Below are 17,867 nucleotides of genomic sequence, written 5' to 3'. Positions count from 1 at the left end.
GTACAGCCGGGGTGCGGATCGGGGACTAGCTGTAGTCGTAGAAGCCGCGACCGCTCTTGCGGCCGAGCTGGCCGGCGTCGACCTTGCGGCGGAGCAGGGCCGGCGGGGCGTAGTGCGGCTCGGCGAACTCCGCATACAGAGACTCGGAGGCCGCCAGCGCGACGTCCAGGCCGACGGTGTCGAGCAGCGTCAGCGGGCCCATCGGGTAGCCGCAGCCGCCCTTCATGGCCTCGTCGATGTCCTCGGCGGTGGCGTAGCCGGACTCGAGCATCCGGACGGCCTGGCACAGGTACGGGATGAGCAGCGCGTTGACGATGAAGCCCGAGCGGTCGCCGGCCCGGACCGTCTTCTTGCGCAGCGTGTTCTTGGCGTAGTCGGTGACCGCGAGGACGGTCTCCTCCGACGTCGTCAGGCTGACCACGATCTCCACCAGCGGCATCACCGGCACCGGGTTGAAGAAGTGCACGCCGACGACCTGGCCGGGCCGGTTGGTGGCCTTGGCGATCTTGATGACGGGGATGGAGGAGGTGTTGGTCGCCAGGATGCCCGCCGGCTTGACGATCTTGTCGAGCTTGCCGAAGATCTCGTACTTCAGCTCTTCGATCTCAGGGGCGGCCTCGATGACCAGGTCGCGGTCCGCGAACTCCTCGATGTCCAGGGTGACGCGCACGCGCGCGATCGCGGCGTCCGCCTCCTCCTGGGTGATCTTGCCCTTGGCGACCCCGCGGGAGATCGACTTTGCGATCCGCTCCGTGGCGGCGTCCGCGTACTCCTGCTTGGTCTCGAGGACGAGGACCGAACTACCGGCCTTGGCACAAACCTCTGCGATACCGGCACCCATCGTGCCGCCACCGATCACTCCGACAAGCTCCACAGCTACTTCTCCAGTCACGTATCGATCATCATGGTTTCCGCGCACATTCTGCTACGCCGTGGTAGCCGCGTCTTCCTGGGCCCGCAGCTCGTTCTTGCGGATCTTCCCGGTGGGGGTACGCGGCAGGTCCTCCGCGAAGACGATCTCGCGCGGCACCTTGTAGCCGGCCAGCAACCCCCGGGTGTACTCGACCAGCTCCTCGGCGGTGGCGGCGGAACCCGGCCTGAGCAGCACAAACGCCTTGGGGCGCTCGCCCCACTTCTGGTCCGGGACACCGACGACGGCGACGTCCGCGACGGCCGGGTGGGAGATGATCGCCTGCTCCACCTCGACCGTGGAGATGTTCTCGCCGCCGGAGATGATGATGTCCTTGGCGCGGTCCTTGAGCTGGAGATAGCCGTCCGGATGCATGACGCCGAGGTCGCCGGTGTGGAACCAGCCGCCGGCGAAGGCCTCCGCCGTGGCCGCCTCGTCGCGGTAGTAGCCGAGCATCACGTTGTTGCCGCGCAGCACGATCTCGCCCATCGTCTGGCCGTCGGCGGGCACGTCCCGCATCTGCTGGTCCACGACGCGTGCGTTCTCGGCCTGCAGCATCCCGACGCCCTGCCGCGACATCAGGACGGCCCGCTCGGCCGGGTCCAGCGCGGCCCACGAGTCCTGCGGCTCGCAGATCGTGTACGGCCCGTACACCTCGGTGAGCCCGTAGACGTGCACGACGCTCACCCCGAGGGACTCGAGCTGGCCGATCACCGTCGGCGACGGCGGTGCGCCCGCGGTGGTGATCCGCAGCGGTGCCGCCAGCGGGTGCGCCTGCGGGGCGTCGGCGATGGTGGAGCAGACGGTCGGGGCGCCGCAGAGGTGGGTGATGCCGAGGTGGTCGATGGCGTCCCAGACCGCGTCGGCGCGCACCGCACGCAGGCACACGTGGGTGCCGCCGGCGGCGGTGACCGCCCACGGGGTGCACCAGCCGTTGCAGTGGAACATCGGCAGCGTCCACAGGTACTTGGTGTCGCCGGTGAAGCCGTTGTGGAAGGTCTCGCCGAGCGAGTTCAGGTACGCGCCGCGGTGCGAGTACATGACGCCCTTGGGCTTGCCGGTGGTGCCGGAGGTGTAGTTGATCGCGATGACCTGCAGTTCGTCCTCGACGCCCCAGTGCAGTGGCGCGTCGTCGGGGGCTCCGTCGAGGAACTCCGGGTAGACCGCGGTCGCGACGCCGGGCGGGGCGTAGACCGGGTTGGTGGAGTCGGGGATCTCGACGATCTCGTGCAGCGTCGGCACCTGTGCGCGGGCGGCGGCGACGGAGCCGAGGAACTCGGAGTCCACGAACAGGACGCGGGCGCCGGAGTGGTCGAGGATGTACTCGAGTTCCGGGCCGGCGAGCCGCGAGTTCAACGCGATCAGCACGCCGCCGGCGAGCGGCACCGCGAAGTGCGCCATCAGCAGTTCGGGGGTGTTCGGCGACAGGTACGCCACCCGGTCGCCGGGCTCGATCCGGGTGCGCAGTACCCGGGCGAGGCGCTCCACCTCGGCGCCGAACTCCCGGTAGGTGTACCGGCGGTCGCCGTGGACGATCGCGGTGCGGTCGGGGAAGACCGCGGCGGAACGCTCGAGGAAGCGCAGCGGGCTGAGCTCCGAATGGTTGGCGGCGGGGGACGGTGTGCCGGGCACTTCGGTACCTCCAGTTGGCAGTGGTCGGCTGGCCCAGGCGTCGCGCGGATGCGTTGTGACGGGGCTTACAAGCGGTTCCCCCGACGGTAGGGCCGGCCCCGCGGTGCCCGCTACCCTACGAAGTGGGTATGCCATGAACGAGACGATGAGACCGAGCGACGACGACGCGCTCAGCGGGGAACTGCGCGCGCTGCGGGCGAGCACCCCGTTCCCGGTGCTCTTCGCCGGATCGGTCGTCAGCCAGCGGTTGCTGCTCAGCGGCTTCGCGGGCACCCGAAGCCGCACGCTGCGGGGCCTGATCATCGACACCCGCTGCGGCCTCGGCGGCCGGGCCATCGCCGAGCAGCGGCCGGAGTCGGCGCCGGACTACTTCAACTCCAGTCACATCACCCACGACTACGACGCGCAGGTGGCGGGCGAGGGGATCGAGTCGCTGCTGGCGGTGCCGGTGGTGGTGCGAGGGGTGACCCGGGCGGCGATCTACGGCGGACTGCCGCGCCGGCGGCCGATCGGCGACGTGATGGCGTCCGCGTTGCTTGCGTCGGCGCACCGACTGGCCCGCGAGATCGAGGTCCGCGACGAGGTGGACCGGCGGGTACTGCTGATCGAGCGGGCCCGCGTCGAGCATGGTGGACCGGCGCGCGGCGCCGCGGTTTCCGAGGCGATCACCGAGAGCTACCTGGTGCTGCGGGACCTGGCCGACAAGGTCGGCGACCCAGCGATGGTCCAGACGCTGCGATCGGTCGAGCACACGCTGCGCTCGCTCACCGCGCCGGCCGACGTCCCGGCGCGGGTTGCGCTGTCGCCCCGCGAGTTCGAGGTGCTCTCGCATGTGGCACTGGGCTGCCGCAACGCGGAGATCGCCGACCGGCTCTCGCTCAGCGTGGAAACCGTGAAGACGTACATGCGGAACCTGATGGCCAAGCTCGAGGTGGCCAGCCGGCAGCAGGCGGTGTTCGAGGCACGTCGGTTGGGGTTGCTGCCGTAGGAGCGACGAGCGGAACTCAGTCGGATGCGAACTCCCTGGCTCCTACCTCCGACCGGGGAGGGCGGCGGGTTCGGGCACATCGTCGTCGGTTCGTACCGTCACGCTGACCCGCTCCGATCGGTCGTACTCGACGCGTCGAACGTGAGTGACGTGCTCGGAGACGATGGTCGCCAGGGTGTCCCGGCCGGCGGGCAGGGCCCGCGCGGTGAGGGTTCCGTCCTCGCACGAGTTGAGCTCCTCGATGAGGCCCGCCCGGATCCGGGCCACCGACTCGGCAGATGCGCCGGCCAGGCCACCGTCGTCGAGCAGGATTACTCGTGCGCCCCGTCTCCGAGCCGCGTCGACCGCCGCGCACACCGCTGGGTCCGAGGCGAACACCGGCGCCCGAAGGGTGTCGCGCAGATGGGATTCCAGTACCGCGCAATCCTCGCGTTCCCTCGCGGAGAACTCGTGCCCGGCGGCGGAGGCCTCGAGGATCGGGCGGGCCACGAGGTCCAGCCGGGAGAGCTGGGTGTCGCGCTCGCGCAGCACGGCCTCGGTCATGGCCTCGTCGGCGGCTCGCTCGGATTCGCGTTCGCGCAGCCGGAACACCGCCAACCCGACCCTCCGGATGCTGAACGCGAAGAACGCCGACATCAGGACGGGGGCGAGGTTGATCGAGGCCAACCGAATCCCGGTGCCCCAGCCCTGCCCGGTCGCGTCGCTCCAGACGCCGCTGGTGAGGATCACCAGCGCCGCTCCCGCGAACGCGTACGCCGCGCGGCCCCGCACCGACATGTAGACCAGCACCACCGTCACCGCGCGTATCTGCCAGGCCGAGTCCAGCGTCCAGCCCGGCACGGGCAGCTGCCACAGGACCAGCGCACAGGCGATCGGCCCCAGCGCGGTCAAAGCGAGCGTGTGGACCGTCGGCAGCGGGTCGCCCGGCACGGCGATGATCACCGCCGCCCCGGCGGAGACCAGCCCTGCTGCCAGCAAGGACGGCCAGATGGAGTGCACCCCTTCCAGATTGGCAAGGGCCACGACGGTGAAACTCAGGCAGAACAGCGCAACGAGCACCCTCGCGGCGGGTCGGTCCATGCCGAGTAGGACGCGCACGTCGCGGAAGTCACTGGACTCGGTGCCGGTCACGACGGTGCCGTCCAGCGCAGGGTGACCCGAGTGCCGCGGTGGGCAGCGGAGTGGATCTCGGCGGTGCAGCCCGGTACCGACGCCATGCGCGAGTGAATGCACACGCTGATGCCCAGTCCGTACTGCGGAACCCGGTCGGGGTCGAACCCTCGACCGTTGTCGGCCACCAGCACGTGCACGCCGTCGATGTCGACGTCGATGGCAACGAGCCGGTCCGCGGCCTGCTTCGCGCTGTCCGCGTGCTGAATGCTGTTGCGGAGGGCTTCAGTTGCGGCGGAAGCGATCGCGCGGCAGGCCTCGCGCGGAATGGTGACGGGCGAGCCCATCCGGATCTGAAGGCCGACGGTGCCGTCCTCGTCGACGTCCGTCAGCGCGGAGCGGATCAAGGCGACCGCGGCGTCCGCGTCGAGGTCTTCGGTGGCCACGTCGCTGGCGTGCAGGCGGTCGAGTTCGCGAAGCGCGACGCCGGACTGGGCGCCGAGCTGGTCGCTGTTGCCGTGCCGTGCGATGCCGAGCAGCGTCGACATGACGCTGTCGTGGATCAGTGCGTCGAACCGCTTCCGCTCGACGTCCCGCGCGGCGACTGCGGCGGTCGCCGCGGACTGTCGCGCGGCGGCGGCGCGGGTGCGGTCGAGGGTGCAGCCGGACTGAACTGCGGCGATGGCGGCGAGGACGAACATGCTGTTGGTCATCACGACGTTGAAGATCTCCGGCAGCAGGGTGCTCGCTGGTCCGGCTCGGGTGATGTGCCGTATCACCTCCGCCGCGCAGCTGCTGACCACGAGGTACAGCACGCCGAGGGGCGGAGGCCAGCACACCGCCGCGGCCATGGCCACGAGCCCGGAGATCGCGGACAACCACACGTCGCGGGTCGGCGGGAGGTTCCCCTGTAACGCGGGCAGCCAACCGGCCATGGTGACGAGGTAGGTCGCGGCGCTCAGTGCGCTGAATCTGCGAACCCACCTCAGGTCGGGGGCGTAGCTCGCCGGCCACAGGGCGAGCAGCGGCGCGAAGACGATGACGACGGCAACCGGGGTGTACCACGGTGCCAGCACATCCGACTGGACGAGGAGGACGGGGATCAGCACCACGGCGAAGAACAGGGCCCCGGCGCCGAGCACGCGGGCAAAGGTGCGGATGACTCCGGCCTCCGCGTCACCGATCTTGCTGTTGCGCGCGGTCATTCGAGCCGGACCGGCGACAGTTGGATCACAGCTCGTCGATGGAGATCAACCCGTCCTGCACCGCGCGGGCCACGAGGGCGGCCTTGGTCGGTGCCGCCCTACCCACCTGCGCGTACTTGGCGCGGATGCGTGCGAGATGGGTGTTGACAGTGCCCAGTGAGAGGTACATGTCCGCGGCGACCGCGCTCTTGGAGTCGCAGTGCAGCCACCGCAGCAGAACCTCGATCTCGCGCGCGGACAACGTCGGCCGGATCAGTGCGGGCCGCGCGACGGGCGCCTGCAGTGCGGCCGTCGCGGCCGTGATGCGCGGTCGCGGCGCGTGCGGGCGATGGAGAAGGTGGTTGAGTGTCGTGGACATGGGCGCCCCCCCGGGGAGTAAGTCGTCAGTGCATGGCCCGTGGAGAGTCGGGCCACGCGCCTCCCTGACGCTAGGCGGCGACGAGAGGGTTGCCCAGACGGGATTTCTCTGCCCCCAGGATTAGGGGCATCGTGAGCTATCCAAACGACTGGGCTCCTGGACGGGCTGGATGGGCAGGCCGTCGGGGCCGAACTCGATGCGTCGCACGGCATTCCCGCTGTTGGCGAGGACGGTCGCCGCGGCCTTGCGCCCCGGCGGCAGAACCCGCACGGTCACCGCGCCGTCGCGTGCGGCGTCCAGCTCGTCCGCAACTGCGGTCAGAAAACGGTCGCGGACCTCCGCGGGCGCCGTGTCCATGCCACGGTCGTCGAGCAGGATCACCTCGACTCCGCGGGTGCGGGCGGCGCGGGCCGCAGCCGACACCGGAGCGTCAGCGAGAGCTGGGGCGCGGAGGGTGTCACGCAGGTACGCCTCGAGCAGCCGGCATGCCAGCCGCTCGTCCGCGTTGAGGTCCGACTCGGTGCGGATCCGTTCGAGCAGCGGCCGAGCCAGCTCGTCGAGCCGGCGCAACTGTCCGTCGCGCTCCTCGAGCATCGCGGAATCAGCGGCCTCGGCTGCGACGCGTCGGGTGGTCTGCTCGCGCAGTTCGAAGGTCGCCTGGGCGTCCGGGCGGAGCTTGTAGGCGAAGAAGGTGGCCATCAGGAGTGGCGGGAGGTTGATCGTCGACACGGTGACCCCGTGTCCAGCACTCTGCCCGATCTGGATCGACCAGGCTACGAATATTCCGGTCGTCGCGGCGAATCCCAGCCAGGCGTACCAGGTCCGCCCGCGCACACACATGAAGGTGTAGATCACGGTGGACGCTCCGAGTGGCCAGGCTTGCGCCTGATGCGGGATCGAGCCGGGTGCCGCCAGCACTGAGAGCACCAGCGCACAGCTGACGGGGCCGATGGCGGCTAGGACGAGAGTGGCCGGTATGGGCAGCGGGTCGCCGTCAATCCGGATCAGGGCCACAGCACCGCAGGTGACCACAAGGACGGCGACGGGTAGTGGCCAGAACGCGCTCACCCCGTCGTGGGAGACGACAGCGAGGAGTGCAAAGGTGAGCGCGTAGAACCAGACGATGAGTGTCGCTGCGGGGCTCCGCATGCCCAGCAGCTCGCGGGGGTCACCGATGCCGCGTGTCATGTCCGGCATGATGCACGCCAGGTCAGGTGGATTCGGGTGCCGTCGGCAGGCCGGGAGTCGATGAGTGCCGAGCCGCCGGGAACCTGCCCCATCCGGGCTCGAATGCTGACGGCGAGGCCGAGGCGGTGTGCAGGAATCGAATCGGGGTCGAAGCCGATTCCGTTGTCGGCGATGCGGATGCCGACGCGGTCCGGTGCGATTGTGACGACGACGGCTCGGTGTGCGTCCGGCCCCGCGTGCGCGATGCTGTTGCGTAGTGCCTCCGCCAGCGCCGCGCCCATCGCACGGACGGCGTCTGCGGGCATGGACAGGGCGGCCGACTCGGGGTGTCGAAGCATCTGCAGGGTGGCGTCCTCGTCCACCTCCGTCGCGGCGGTGCGCAGGTGCGAGAGCACCTCCGCCTCGTCGAAGCGTTCGTGCGGTCCGGGGCCGGAGCGGAGGGCGTCGAGTTGGCGCATCGTAGCGGCGGACTGCCGTGCGATGCTCGGCGTTGCGCCCTGCCTGGACGCGGAGAGCAGGGTCGACATCACCCCGTCGTGGATCAGCGCGTCGAACCGTTCGCGCTCGACCGTCCGGGCGTGTTGGGCGGCGGCGGCCGCAGCGGCGGCGTGGGTGGCGTCGGTGGTGGCGTCGAGCACCCGGCCGGTGCGGAGGGCCATCGCCGCGGCACCGACGAACAACGTGCAGAACATGACAGTGAAGGCGATGTCCGGGATCAGCAGAATGGTAATGTGCCCGGATCGGGCCGCACTGTTGACGAGATGGACTCCGGTGCAGGCGATCACGACATGCGCGAACGCGTAGGCAGGCCGCCAGGCCGCGAGGGCGGCGAGGCTGGCGAGGCCGGGGAACGTCGACAGCCAGATTCCGGCGCCGTCTGCCGGGGACAGGCCGTTCCAAGCGAGGGGCCACGCGGCAAGTGCCAGAAGATAAACCAGGGCAGCGGTCCCGCCTGCCGCCCGCAGGATCCTGGTGTCGGGGAGGAAGGACGCGGCCACGAGCGCCAGGCCCGACCCGAACACCGCGACCGCGGCAGTCGGGGTCCACCAGCGGTCCATCAGGTGAGCCTGCGAGACGATTGCCGGTAGTAGCAGGACCAGGTAGACGAGGTAGCCGCCGCCGGTGAAGCGTGTGAACAGTCGCAGGATGCGGTCGGCAGCCTCGTGCCTGGCGCCGGTTGGTGGGGCGGTGGAGGTCACAGGTTCGCGGATGAGCGGGGTCACGGTTGGTCGGGGTGGCGGGGCATGGGTAGCCAGCCGTCCTCGACGGCCCGCTTGTATAGGTCGGTCTTGGTCCGGGCCGGTCGGCCGGCCTCGGCATACTTGGCCCGGATCCGCGCGAGGTAGTCGTTGACCGTGTGTTCGGCCAGTCCGGTGAGGCTGGCGACGCGGGCGGCCTTCTCGCCGGAGGCATAGTGTGCCAGCACATCTCGCTGCCGGGGACTGAGTCCGACGTCGAGCAGGCCGGGGTCGCCGTCGATGGCGGCCGCCCACTCGGTGGTCACCACCTGCTCGCCGTTGGCCGCCGCGGTGATCGCGGCGACGACGGTGGCGGTGGGCTCGGACTTGCGGACCACCCCGAGCACACCGGCCTTCGCGGCCAGTCGCACCAGATAGGGGTTTTCCGCGCCGGTGAAGACGAGCGTCTCGAGGCCCGCAGACCGCAGCTGCTCGACGTTGGACTGGGGTGAGGACCCGTCCGAGAGTCGTAGGTCCAAGATGACCAGGTCGAGCGCTGTGCCCTGCGCCAGCAGTTCCGGCACGGTCGCGGCGGAGGCGGCGATCGCGAGGTCGGGCTGGTCGGCGAGCATCGTCTCGAGACCGATCACCACGGATTCGTGATCCTCGACGATTCCGATGCGGCGGGGAGGGGACTCCGGTGGGACGGACTCGCTATCGCTCACGGTGTGCCTCGTACTTCTCGGGGTCTGCATCTGTGCTTCTTGGGCTGCGGTGTTGCGGGCTGTGTCGTTGCGGGATGACGCTAGCAGCCGTCCCTGACCTCCGAGCGAGGTCGGTTCCGGTAATTCGACCGGGCCACCGGATGGCGGCGGCAGACCGGTGCCGGCTGCGGATGCGGCCCCACCAGGGAAAGCTACCTGTAACGCATCGGCGCTGGTAGACGATGGGTTCTGTTAGCTCGGCGAACCATGCCACAGCAGATCTGGACGTTTGACCAAAACAGCACCAATCTCGTTGTGGTCTGTGCTAGACACGTCGCATCGCGAACCGATAGCCATCCGGTTGCTCATCTACTGGTCGGCTACCCAGGCCCGATGTCGCGACCCCCTGACGAACACGGACGACCGAAAGCCGGCCCACCCGAACTGGGCGCACGTAACCAGATCCGCAGACCGATTCCACGACCCCATCCGACCGGTGGGGTCCGACGAGAGCTGAGCACTACATGAACAAGCAGACCAAGGGTGCCATCGCCGCCGGCGCGGCCGCGCTCCTCCTCGCCGGTGGCGCGGGCACCATGGCGGCGTGGAACGCCTCCACCACCGTCAGCGGCGGCGCCGTCAACTCCGGTAAGTTGACCCTGACCACCGTCTCGGGCAGCACCGGCTTCAAGTGGGTCGGCGGCTCGAAGGACGGCCAGGCCTACAACCCGTCCACCGACAAGATCGTCCCCGGCGACAAGGTCGCCTACGACGCGGTCGTCAAGGTCGGGGCCCAGGGCACCAACCTCGCCGCAACCCTTGTCGCCGATGCCGCCAGCATCACCGGCACCAACGGCCTCGACGCCGCGCTGACCAAGACCGTTACGACGACCTTCAACGGCGGCGCCGTCGGCACCATCACCGAGGCGAACAACGGCCAGGACCTCAACGTGAAGGTCCTCTTCGAGCTGCCGACCTCCGTCACCGGCACCACCGCCCAGGACGGCACCGTCAACCTGAACAACTTCAACGTCACCCTGACGCAGAACTAGCAGGCAGCAAGCGCAGCCCGTCGCCCTCGCAGCGGGCACCCCCAGACACCGGCCGGCCCACCCGAACCCCCGAGTCGGGTGGTCCGGCCGGCACCCAGTTACCCCTCGAGTCCGATCAGCTTGGGGTTCGGCGCGGCGCCCGCGTCACAGTTCCACTCCACCACGTACGAAAGGCCCCAGCGAATGTCGCGTCACGAGGTTCCCACCACGTCGTCAGGGTTCGGTGCCCGAGCACGAATCCTGCTGTCCGGCGGCAAGCCTCGCGCCATCGCCTCCCTCGGCATCGTCCTCGGCCTCGGCGCCATCGGCACCCTCGCCGCGTGGAGTGACTCGGCGACCGCCACCTCGGGTGTCTTCTCCACCGGATCGGTGGACCTGCAGCTCAACAACGATCCGGGCAACCCCACGGCCTACGCGTTCGCATCGTTGACCAAGACGAACATGATGCCGGGCAACTCGGTGGCTGCGACCCTGCCGGTGCAGAACAAGGGCACGGTCCCGTTCAGCTACACGATGGTCGCGAACTCCACCTCCTCGACGCTCGCCCCGTACCTCAAGGTGCTCGTCTCCACCGGCACCTCGAATGGCACCGCGTGCAGCGGCGGCACCGTCATCGCGAACAACCTCGCACTCACGTCCGGCGGTTCGACCAATGTCATCCCGACCGGTCGTGCGCTCAACAATGGCGCCAGCGAGACTCTCTGCTTCCAGGTGACGCTCGATCCGTCGGTGCTGACATCTGAGCAGAACAAGACGGTAAGCACCTCCTTCAACTTCAACGCGACGACGGCCTGAGCCCGCCATGACGACACACCAGAGCTCACCCGACTCGTCTCGCTCCAGGGGCCGTGAGATCGCGCTGAACGTTGGTGCGATCGCCGGCCTGATCTGCGTGCTGGCGGCCGCCGCCTCGTTCCTGTTCGGCATCAAGCCGCTGGTCTTCCGCTCCGGCTCCATGTCCCCGGAGATCCCGACCGGCGCCCTCGCCCTGTCGAAGGCCACCGCCGCAGGCGATCTCGCCGTCGGCGACGTGGTGAGCGTGCTCGATCAGCAGGGCACCCGCATCACCCACCGCATCCACGAGATCGTCTCCGCCGACGGCATCAACTCGGTGCTGATCCTCAAGGGCGACGCCAACAAGGACGCGGACATCTCCCCGTACACCGTCACCGAGGTGGACCGGGTGTTCTTCAGCGTCCCCGGCCTCGGCTACGCGGTGTCGTGGTTGTCCTCGCCCATGGCGATCTTCCTCGGCGGCGCCCTCGTCGGCAGCGTCATGGTGCTCGCCTTCGGTCCGGTCTCGAAGCGTAAGGACGACAACGACTCCGACGATTCGGGAACCGGCGGTGGGCCCGGCACGCACGAGCGTACCGAGCAGCCGGTCGCGGCAGCCATTGACGACGCTCCGACGCAGCAGTTCCGCGCCCCGAACTTCCAGCTCCGGCGGCTGCTGTCACCGCGCACCGCGATTGCACTCGGTGCGGTCGGCCTGACGGTGCTCGGCGCCGGCGTGACCGGAACGAGCGCTGCGTTCTCCGACAGCGCCACTGCCAATTCGGGGACCTTTGCAGCTGCGGCGGATCTGCTGCCCCGACCCGTCGAGGTCATCTGCGACAACAACGGAAACTCGGTGCAGACGCGAGTCAAGCACCTCGGATACGGGTTCAACTATCGCCTCGTGGTCAAGCGGGGCGATCAGGTCGTCGTCAAGGACGTGATCAAGGTCTCGGGTACGGAAGCCGTGGGAAGCTGGTTGTACTTCCCACAGCTGACCACCGGAGATACCGGTGGGCACACCGCCTGGACCTACTATGCCCGCGTGTACACAGTCAACCCGGCCTCCGGGCAGGAGTCGACGGGGTGGCAGGGGCACGAGGTCTATCAGCCAGTCACCTGGGATCTCAACTGCAGCAGTGGAATCAATGGACTGATGGCCGAATCGGGCAACTCTGGCACCGGCGGTACCGATACCGCGCGCATGCGGTCCCTTCCCGCACCCGAAGCCGGCGAGGGGACGATTCCGACGTCCAGTGTGGTTGCGACCTCGTCGACTCCCGGATCGGCGACTTCAAGCACGCTACCGACCACCACGTCCAGCGTCGCACCGACCGCCACCACGACTGCGCCGTCGTCGTCGACTGCACCGTCCGCCACCAGGGTCCCGCCGACAACCACCACGGTCCCGCCGGTCACGACCACGGAAGAGAAGACTGAGGCTCCGGCTGTCGTCCCCGTGGGCGAGGCGTCACCGTCCGGCACCTACGCGGCGGCCGTGGACGGAACCACCGCTACCATCACCGACTCCTCGGGCACTGAGGTGTTCACCGGCACCGTCGGCAAGGGTACGAAGACCCAGTGGGCGAAGGGATCCGACGAGCTGTGGATCGTCGACGGCGACAAGGTCTCCGTCGTCGACGCCACCACAGGCAAGCAGAAGATCGTCGACCCGACCTCCGACACGGTGCCGGCCGAGGTGGCCGCACTGGTTGCGAAGTAGGACCGCCGTGATGACGAATTCCGTTACCCCGCTGGGGGTGTCGAAGAAAGCCGAAGGTCGCATGAACTCGAAGGTCAAGCGCGTGTTCACCACCGGTGCCGCGATAGTCCTGCTCGCCGGCGGCACCGGCCTACTGACCGCCTGCCAACCCGACTTCGGGTCCAGTTCGGGGTCGAGCAACAGCGGCGGCACCGGGAACGGTGGAGGAACGGGAACCGGTGGAGGCACCGGCGGTGGCATCGACACCGGCACCGGCGGTGGCGTGGGCGGTGGTATCGGCGGCGGCGCCAACTCGGGCGGCCTCAAGCTCACCCAGCAGGGCGCGTCCCGGTGGACGGACCAGAACGGTCCGATCGACATCGCCACCTTCAGCGCCATCCCCGGTGACGTGCTCACCTACTCGTCCGATTTCACGATCACCGCTCGCGGCACCGGCCTCAAGGCGACGCTGGCCGCCGAGGGCATCAACATCAGCGGCGGCGCAGAGCTCAAGAACGCGATGACCCCGGTCGTCACCTATGTCCACGATGGAAACCCGCTGCCGGCCAACGGCAACGGTGCCCTGGTCACCCCGGCGCTGGACGGGAAGTCCGTCACCGTGTCGGTGAAGTTCACCTTCCCGAAGTCCAGCACCGACCCCGCCGCACAGCAGCAGTCCATCAACCTGTCCAACTTCAACGTCACCCTGAAGCAGGTGTAGTCGACATGTCGAACAAGACCCGCTGGTTGGCGATCGGCGGCGCCGCCGTGGTCGGTGTGGCGTTGCTGTCCGCGCAGCAGACCGGTGCGCTGTGGACCCAGACCGAGACCTTCGACGCCGGCTCGATCCAGTCCGGCATCCTCGACCTGGGCGTCGGCGGCGCCGGGCTCAGCTCGTACCCGTTCACCGCGCTTGCCGGCGCGAACTTGATGCCGGGCGGCTACGCGCAGGCACCGGTGAAGGTGTACAACTCCGGCAACGTGCTGATGAAGTACCAGCTGCTCAACGGATCGCAGTCGAATCCGGCGCTGCCGCTGGACCTGGTCGCCTCCATCGTCCCCGACGAGGCATCCTGCCCGGCCACCGGCAACCCGACCGGCGCCACCGGGCTCTACACCGGCGCGCTGATCGGCGCCAGCTTCGCCCAACGCGAGGTGCAGCCCGGCGCCACCGAGGTGCTGTGCCTGCGCGGTACGGTCGGCGCTGCTGCTGGTTCCGGGCAGAGCACCACCGCGACGTTCACGTTCTCGGCGCAGTCCCGGTAGTTTTCGACCATGAGTGACACGGTGTCGGGCGAGGGTCAGGATCTCGGCGTGTGGGGGTGGGTCAAGAGCATCGTCTCCTGGCTCGTCCTCCTCGCCGTGCTCGCGATCCTCGCCCTCACCATCGTCATACCGCGGCTGACCGGGGCGACGCCGTACACCGTGCTCACCGGCTCGATGGAGCCCAACTACCCGCCCGGCACCCTCATCGTCGTCAAGCCGGAGGACCCGGCGGCGCTGCAGGCCGGGGACGTCATCACCTTCCAGAAGGAATCCGGGAAGCTGGATGTCGTCACCCACCGGATCATCGAGGTCCGCGAGAACGCCCGCGGCGAGAAGTCCTTCGTCACCCAGGGCGACGCCAACCCGTCCCGCGACATGAACCCCGTCGTGCCGGAACAGATTCGCGGAAAGCTCTGGTACAGCGTCCCGTTCATGGGGTACGTCAACAGCGTTGTCACCGGCCAGCAGCGGTCGATCATGATCGTCGTCGTGGTCGGCGGCCTGCTCGCCTACGCCGGCTGGATGTTTGTCAGCGGGTTCCGGGACCGCTCCCGCAAGGGCAAGGACGAGGGCGAGGACGACCCCGCCGACGCGACCCCCGAGGCCGCCGCGGGGCCCGTGCAACCGACTCCGCCGTACCCGCAGGCACCGCTCGGTCGCCCCGCACCCGTCCGTCACGGCGCTCCGGTGACCGAGGCGGACACGATCGTCATGCCGCGCATCGGCGGTGGGCACGGCGCTCACCGGCCGCCGGTGCCCACTGCGATCCCACCGGCCGGTCGGCGAGGCTTCGTCGAGGCGGACACCGTGGTGATTCCCCGGATCGACGGGCACCATCGAGCGCCCTGACCGGCGAAGGTGCCGGTGAGCCCTTGGACCTCGTTGGCCCGTCGGGGCGCCCCGACTCTCTTTCTTTCTCTGTGCACCAACCTTCCCGGTGTTCACCGGCGTGTTCCGCGGGGATTGCCCGTGTGCGTGCCGTGCCGAGTGGGTGCACGCGGGTGTGGTTGGTCGTCGGCCTCGAATGCGGCCCGTGTCGGTACACGTCGGGTCGGGTCGGCGCACGCAGAACGCCCCCGCCGAATCGGCGGGGGCGTTCCGGTCAGGGCTATCCGGGTTACGAACCGAAGAGGTTGCTCAGCGAACCGGAATCCAGTGAACCCAGGTCCAGCGAGCCCGACGAGCCGTTGCCGCCGCCGGTGACGGTCACGGTGACGACGTGCGCCGCGGAGGTGGACGTCGCGTTGGTGGCATCACCCGAGTAGACGGCGGTGATGCTGTGCGCACCCGCGGTTTCGAAGATCTGGGTGACCTTCGCGACGCCGTTGACGAGCGTGACCGGGGTGCCGAGGTTGGTCGTGCCGTCCTTGAACTGGACGGTGCCGGTGGCGTCGGCCGGGGCGACGGTCGCGGTCAACTCTATGCCCGCGCTGGTGTTGGCGGTGGCCGGGCCGGTCACCGTGGTGGTGGTGACCGCCGGCGCGGCGTCGACCTCGAAGTCGAGGGCGAAGTCCGGGTCGATCGAGGCATCCTGGGACTCGTTGCCGGCGCTCTCGGGCATGCCGACCACCAGCATCACCTTGGCGCTCTGGCCCGGGGACAGGTGGATGGACTCGAGCTCGGTGCCCGGCTCGGCCACGTCGTTGACGAGGTCGACGACAGTGCCGGAGATGTCGTTGATCTCAGCCCGCACGTAGGCCTGGACCTCCGGGGCGTTCATCGTCCAGTTGCCGAGATATACCTGCAGGGTGCCGCCCTGGGCGGTGGTGTTCTTGGCCCAGAAGGTGCTGACGGCCTCGCCCCCGGGGATCAGTTCGCCCTCGAGGGCGGGGATCTTGTCCATCCCGCCCCAGGTCGCGCCGCTGTCGTTCGAGTACGAGATCACGTTGGGATCCGCGTGTGCCGCCGCCGGCATCATCAATGCAGCAAACGCCGCCAGGAACAAGGCCGCGACAGCGCCGCCGATCGCAGTCAGGCGGCGCCGGACGCCGCCCTGTGCGCTGATGAGTGTGGTCATGTCCGGCAGCGTAAACCAGGAATTAACCCAAGCGTCCAGTTTCCTGGTTTTTCGTGGTAGAGGTGCCCCAAGTTCGATTAGCCGAACTAATCTGACGGGACTCGCCGGCCGACCCGGTCGGCCTCCGGTCCCGCCGGCGCGGCGATCGGGCCACCGTACCGTCCGCTCCCGGTTGGCCGGGTGTGAGCGCCCGGAGTAGGGTGTCGGGGTCTGGCATGAGCCGGCTGAGCAGGGTCGAGGGGAAGAGGAGGTGTGGCTTGCCGTGAGCCAACCTCCGAGTACCTACCGAAGTCGCTAGTCGCGCAGAGCGTGTCCTGCTCGCGCGGTTGACGGCTTCGCGACCGCATCGGCGCCGCGGTGGTAGCGGCGCCCGCCGTGCCCCGACTTACGCGAAAGCTGAACCCATGCGTCAAAAGCGCCCCTTCCGCGAACTGCTGCCCAGCCGTGCCGCCAACCCGTCGCACGAACTCGTCCCCGAGCACTCGATGGCCCCGCACCAGGCGCCGCCCACCCCGGCGATCGCCCCGGTCGAGGCGAGCGTCGTCAACAGCGGCGTCTACCGCGACGGATTTCGGATCGAGACGCCGTCGAACCTGGCCGAGGCCTTGCGGAGCCTGCCCGACGCGTCGTCGATGGCCTGGATCGGGATGTACCGGCCAGACGCGGAACAGCTGTACGCCGCCGCGAAGCAGTTCGGGCTGCACGAGCTGGCGGTCGAGGACGCGATCGTCGCGCACCAGCGGCCCAAGCTCGAGCGATACGGCGACACCCTGTTCGTGGTGCTGCGCGCCGCCCGGTACCTCGACGAGACCGAGCGCGTCGACTTCGGTGAGCTGCACATCTTCTGCGGTCCGACCTTCGTGCTCACTGTCCGGCACAGCGAGTCGCCGAACCTGTCCGCGGTGCGGGCGCGGATGGAAAGCGATCCCGACCTGCTGCGGCTCGGTCCCGAGGCCGTGCTCTACGCGATTCTCGACGCCGTCGTCGACGGCTACGCACCCGTCGTCGCCGGCCTGCAGAACGACATCGACGAGATCGAGACCGAGGTGTTCAGCGGCGACCCGAAGGTGTCGCGGCGCATCTACGAGCTGACCCGCGAGGTCATCGAGTTCCAGCGCGCCACCCGGCCGCTGCTCGACATGCTCAGTGGGCTCTCGGCCGGGTTCGAGAAGTACAAGACGGACGAGGAACTGCAGAAGTACCTGCGCGACGTCACCGACCACGCCACCACGGTGGTCGAACGCGCCGACGGGTTCCGGCAGCTGCTGGGCAACATCCTCACCGTCAACGCGACGCTCGTCTCGCAGACGCAGAACGAGGAGATGTCCGCGCTGACCCAGGCGAGCTATGCGCAGAACGAGGAGATCAAGAAGGTCTCGGCATGGGCCGCAATCCTGTTCGCCCCCACGCTGATCGGCACGGTCTACGGGATGAACTTCGACTCGATGCCGGAGCTGCACTGGGCGGGCGGCTATCCGATGGCGCTGGGGATGATGATGCTGACCTGCGGCGGGCTGTACACGATCTTCAAGCGTCGCGGCTGGCTGTAGGCGCTTCGCGCCCGTGAGTCCTCGGTCCTTGGGTGGGCCGAAGGACTCACGGGTGGTGTCGCCGGCTCAGCCCTGGTTCTGCTGAGCGGTGTCCTTGCCGCCGCGCAGCTTCTTCCACTGGGTGCTGACGAGGTACTTGACGAGCAGGCCGTAGTTGCGGATCTTCTCCACGAGGGGTCCCCTTCTGGACAGGTGAATACGGCGCGACGGTGTCGCGGCCGTCGGCCACTCTA

Annotated in this window: 17 protein-coding genes; 8 read left to right on the top strand and 9 right to left on the bottom strand. The window is 69.0% G+C overall.

The window, feature by feature from the left end; all coding sequences use genetic code 11:
• Positions 1-25: 25 nt before the first annotated feature.
• Positions 26-874 (bottom strand): 3-hydroxybutyryl-CoA dehydrogenase, encoded by an 849-nt coding sequence (locus RT2_RS05080; protein WP_072843427.1) that lies wholly within the window; start codon positions 872-874, stop codon positions 26-28.
• Between the two features lie 51 nt (positions 875-925).
• Positions 926-2,542 carry a long-chain-fatty-acid--CoA ligase gene (locus tag RT2_RS05075; protein ID WP_245709200.1) on the bottom strand — a complete coding sequence of 539 codons (1,617 nt, stop codon included), beginning with the start codon at positions 2,540-2,542 and terminating at the stop codon, positions 926-928.
• A gap of 133 nt (positions 2,543-2,675) precedes the next feature.
• On the opposite strand from RT2_RS05075, the gene RT2_RS05070 reads away from it, so the two are divergent.
• Complete coding sequence (locus tag RT2_RS05070; RefSeq protein WP_072843426.1) at positions 2,676-3,530, top strand: helix-turn-helix transcriptional regulator; 855 nt, start codon at positions 2,676-2,678, stop codon at positions 3,528-3,530.
• A 42-nt stretch (positions 3,531-3,572) separates the two neighbouring features.
• Here RT2_RS05070 and RT2_RS05065 read toward each other — a convergent pair whose 3' ends face one another.
• From RT2_RS05065 to RT2_RS05040, 6 genes are all read right to left on the bottom strand, one after another.
• Positions 3,573-4,661, bottom strand: coding sequence for a DUF8320 family protein (locus tag RT2_RS05065; RefSeq protein WP_083577073.1), 1,089 nt, complete (start codon positions 4,659-4,661; stop codon positions 3,573-3,575).
• On the bottom strand, positions 4,658-5,845 hold the full coding sequence (locus RT2_RS05060; protein ID WP_072843425.1) for a sensor histidine kinase: 1,188 nt from the start codon (positions 5,843-5,845) through the stop codon (positions 4,658-4,660). The genes RT2_RS05065 and RT2_RS05060 overlap by 4 nt, the downstream gene beginning before the upstream one ends.
• Positions 5,846-5,870: 25 nt before the next feature.
• Positions 5,871-6,203 (bottom strand): LuxR C-terminal-related transcriptional regulator, encoded by a 333-nt coding sequence (locus RT2_RS05055; RefSeq protein ID WP_083577072.1) that lies wholly within the window; start codon positions 6,201-6,203, stop codon positions 5,871-5,873.
• A 120-nt stretch (positions 6,204-6,323) separates the two neighbouring features.
• Entirely contained in the window at positions 6,324-7,391 is a 1,068-nt protein-coding gene (locus tag RT2_RS05050) for a DUF8320 family protein (protein ID WP_072843532.1), read from the bottom strand.
• The gene (locus RT2_RS05045) at positions 7,388-8,614 is read right to left on the bottom strand and encodes a sensor histidine kinase (protein ID WP_072843424.1); all 1,227 of its coding nucleotides are present in this window, start codon (positions 8,612-8,614) and stop codon (positions 7,388-7,390) included. The genes RT2_RS05050 and RT2_RS05045 overlap by 4 nt, the downstream gene beginning before the upstream one ends.
• Entirely contained in the window at positions 8,611-9,201 is a 591-nt protein-coding gene (locus tag RT2_RS05040; protein WP_371851141.1) for a helix-turn-helix transcriptional regulator, read from the bottom strand. The genes RT2_RS05045 and RT2_RS05040 overlap by 4 nt, the downstream gene beginning before the upstream one ends.
• A 596-nt stretch (positions 9,202-9,797) precedes the next feature.
• On the opposite strand from RT2_RS05040, the gene RT2_RS05035 reads away from it, so the two are divergent.
• The 6 genes from RT2_RS05035 to RT2_RS05010 all read left to right on the top strand — a co-directional run bounded on the left by RT2_RS05035 (position 9,798) and on the right by RT2_RS05010 (position 14,916).
• Entirely contained in the window at positions 9,798-10,325 is a 528-nt protein-coding gene (locus tag RT2_RS05035) for an alternate-type signal peptide domain-containing protein (protein WP_072843422.1), read from the top strand.
• A gap of 183 nt (positions 10,326-10,508) precedes the next feature.
• A complete protein-coding gene (locus RT2_RS05030; protein ID WP_072843421.1) occupies positions 10,509-11,120 on the top strand; it encodes a SipW-dependent-type signal peptide-containing protein in 612 nt (203 codons plus the stop codon).
• Positions 11,121-11,127: 7 nt separating this feature from the next.
• Positions 11,128-12,822 (top strand): S24/S26 family peptidase, encoded by a 1,695-nt coding sequence (locus RT2_RS26110; protein ID WP_072843420.1) that lies wholly within the window; start codon positions 11,128-11,130, stop codon positions 12,820-12,822.
• A 10-nt stretch (positions 12,823-12,832) separates the two neighbouring features.
• Complete coding sequence (locus RT2_RS05020) at positions 12,833-13,522, top strand: alternate-type signal peptide domain-containing protein (RefSeq protein ID WP_083577071.1); 690 nt, start codon at positions 12,833-12,835, stop codon at positions 13,520-13,522.
• 5 nt (positions 13,523-13,527) lie between these two features.
• Positions 13,528-14,067: a hypothetical protein gene (locus RT2_RS05015; RefSeq protein ID WP_072843418.1), complete on the top strand. Its 540-nt coding sequence runs from the start codon at positions 13,528-13,530 to the stop codon at positions 14,065-14,067.
• 9 nt (positions 14,068-14,076) lie between these two features.
• Positions 14,077-14,916 carry a signal peptidase I gene (locus tag RT2_RS05010; protein WP_083577070.1) on the top strand — a complete coding sequence of 280 codons (840 nt, stop codon included), beginning with the start codon at positions 14,077-14,079 and terminating at the stop codon, positions 14,914-14,916.
• A gap of 268 nt (positions 14,917-15,184) precedes the next feature.
• Here RT2_RS05010 and RT2_RS05005 read toward each other — a convergent pair whose 3' ends face one another.
• A complete protein-coding gene (locus tag RT2_RS05005) occupies positions 15,185-16,084 on the bottom strand; it encodes an Ig-like domain-containing protein (protein ID WP_072843417.1) in 900 nt (299 codons plus the stop codon).
• Between the two features lie 404 nt (positions 16,085-16,488).
• Here RT2_RS05005 and RT2_RS05000 point away from each other — a divergent pair, with 404 nt between their 5' ends.
• Positions 16,489-17,634 carry a magnesium and cobalt transport protein CorA gene (locus tag RT2_RS05000; protein ID WP_072843416.1) on the top strand — a complete coding sequence of 382 codons (1,146 nt, stop codon included), beginning with the start codon at positions 16,489-16,491 and terminating at the stop codon, positions 17,632-17,634.
• Positions 17,635-17,867 lie beyond the last annotated feature (233 nt).

It is taken from the genome of Rhodococcus tukisamuensis NBRC 100609 (assembly GCF_001894985.1).
Classification (GTDB): Bacteria; Actinomycetota; Actinomycetes; order Mycobacteriales; family Mycobacteriaceae; genus Rhodococcus_G; species Rhodococcus_G tukisamuensis.
The sequence above is the reverse complement of the archived record's forward strand: the minus strand, read 5'-3'. Positions and strand labels throughout refer to the sequence as shown.

Bases quoted from the DNA above. Each gene is read 5' to 3' on its own strand.
- RT2_RS26110 (WP_072843420.1), top strand. From the start codon at position 11,128: ATGACGACACACCAGAGCTCACCCGACTCGTCTCGCTCCAGGGGCCGT.
- RT2_RS05000 (WP_072843416.1), top strand. From the start codon at position 16,489: ATGCGTCAAAAGCGCCCCTTCCGCGAACTGCTGCCCAGCCGTGCCGCC.
- RT2_RS05010 (WP_083577070.1), top strand. From the start codon at position 14,077: ATGAGTGACACGGTGTCGGGCGAGGGTCAGGATCTCGGCGTGTGGGGG.
- RT2_RS05035 (WP_072843422.1), top strand. From the start codon at position 9,798: ATGAACAAGCAGACCAAGGGTGCCATCGCCGCCGGCGCGGCCGCGCTC.
- RT2_RS05005 (WP_072843417.1), bottom strand. From the start codon at position 16,084: ATGACCACACTCATCAGCGCACAGGGCGGCGTCCGGCGCCGCCTGACT.
- RT2_RS05020 (WP_083577071.1), top strand. From the start codon at position 12,833: ATGACGAATTCCGTTACCCCGCTGGGGGTGTCGAAGAAAGCCGAAGGT.
- RT2_RS05070 (WP_072843426.1), top strand. From the start codon at position 2,676: ATGAACGAGACGATGAGACCGAGCGACGACGACGCGCTCAGCGGGGAA.
- RT2_RS05015 (WP_072843418.1), top strand. From the start codon at position 13,528: ATGTCGAACAAGACCCGCTGGTTGGCGATCGGCGGCGCCGCCGTGGTC.
- RT2_RS05040 (WP_371851141.1), bottom strand. From the start codon at position 9,201: ATGCTCGCCGACCAGCCCGACCTCGCGATCGCCGCCTCCGCCGCGACC.
- RT2_RS05050 (WP_072843532.1), bottom strand. From the start codon at position 7,391: ATGACACGCGGCATCGGTGACCCCCGCGAGCTGCTGGGCATGCGGAGC.
- RT2_RS05055 (WP_083577072.1), bottom strand. From the start codon at position 6,203: ATGTCCACGACACTCAACCACCTTCTCCATCGCCCGCACGCGCCGCGA.
- RT2_RS05030 (WP_072843421.1), top strand. From the start codon at position 10,509: ATGTCGCGTCACGAGGTTCCCACCACGTCGTCAGGGTTCGGTGCCCGA.
- RT2_RS05060 (WP_072843425.1), bottom strand. From the start codon at position 5,845: ATGACCGCGCGCAACAGCAAGATCGGTGACGCGGAGGCCGGAGTCATC.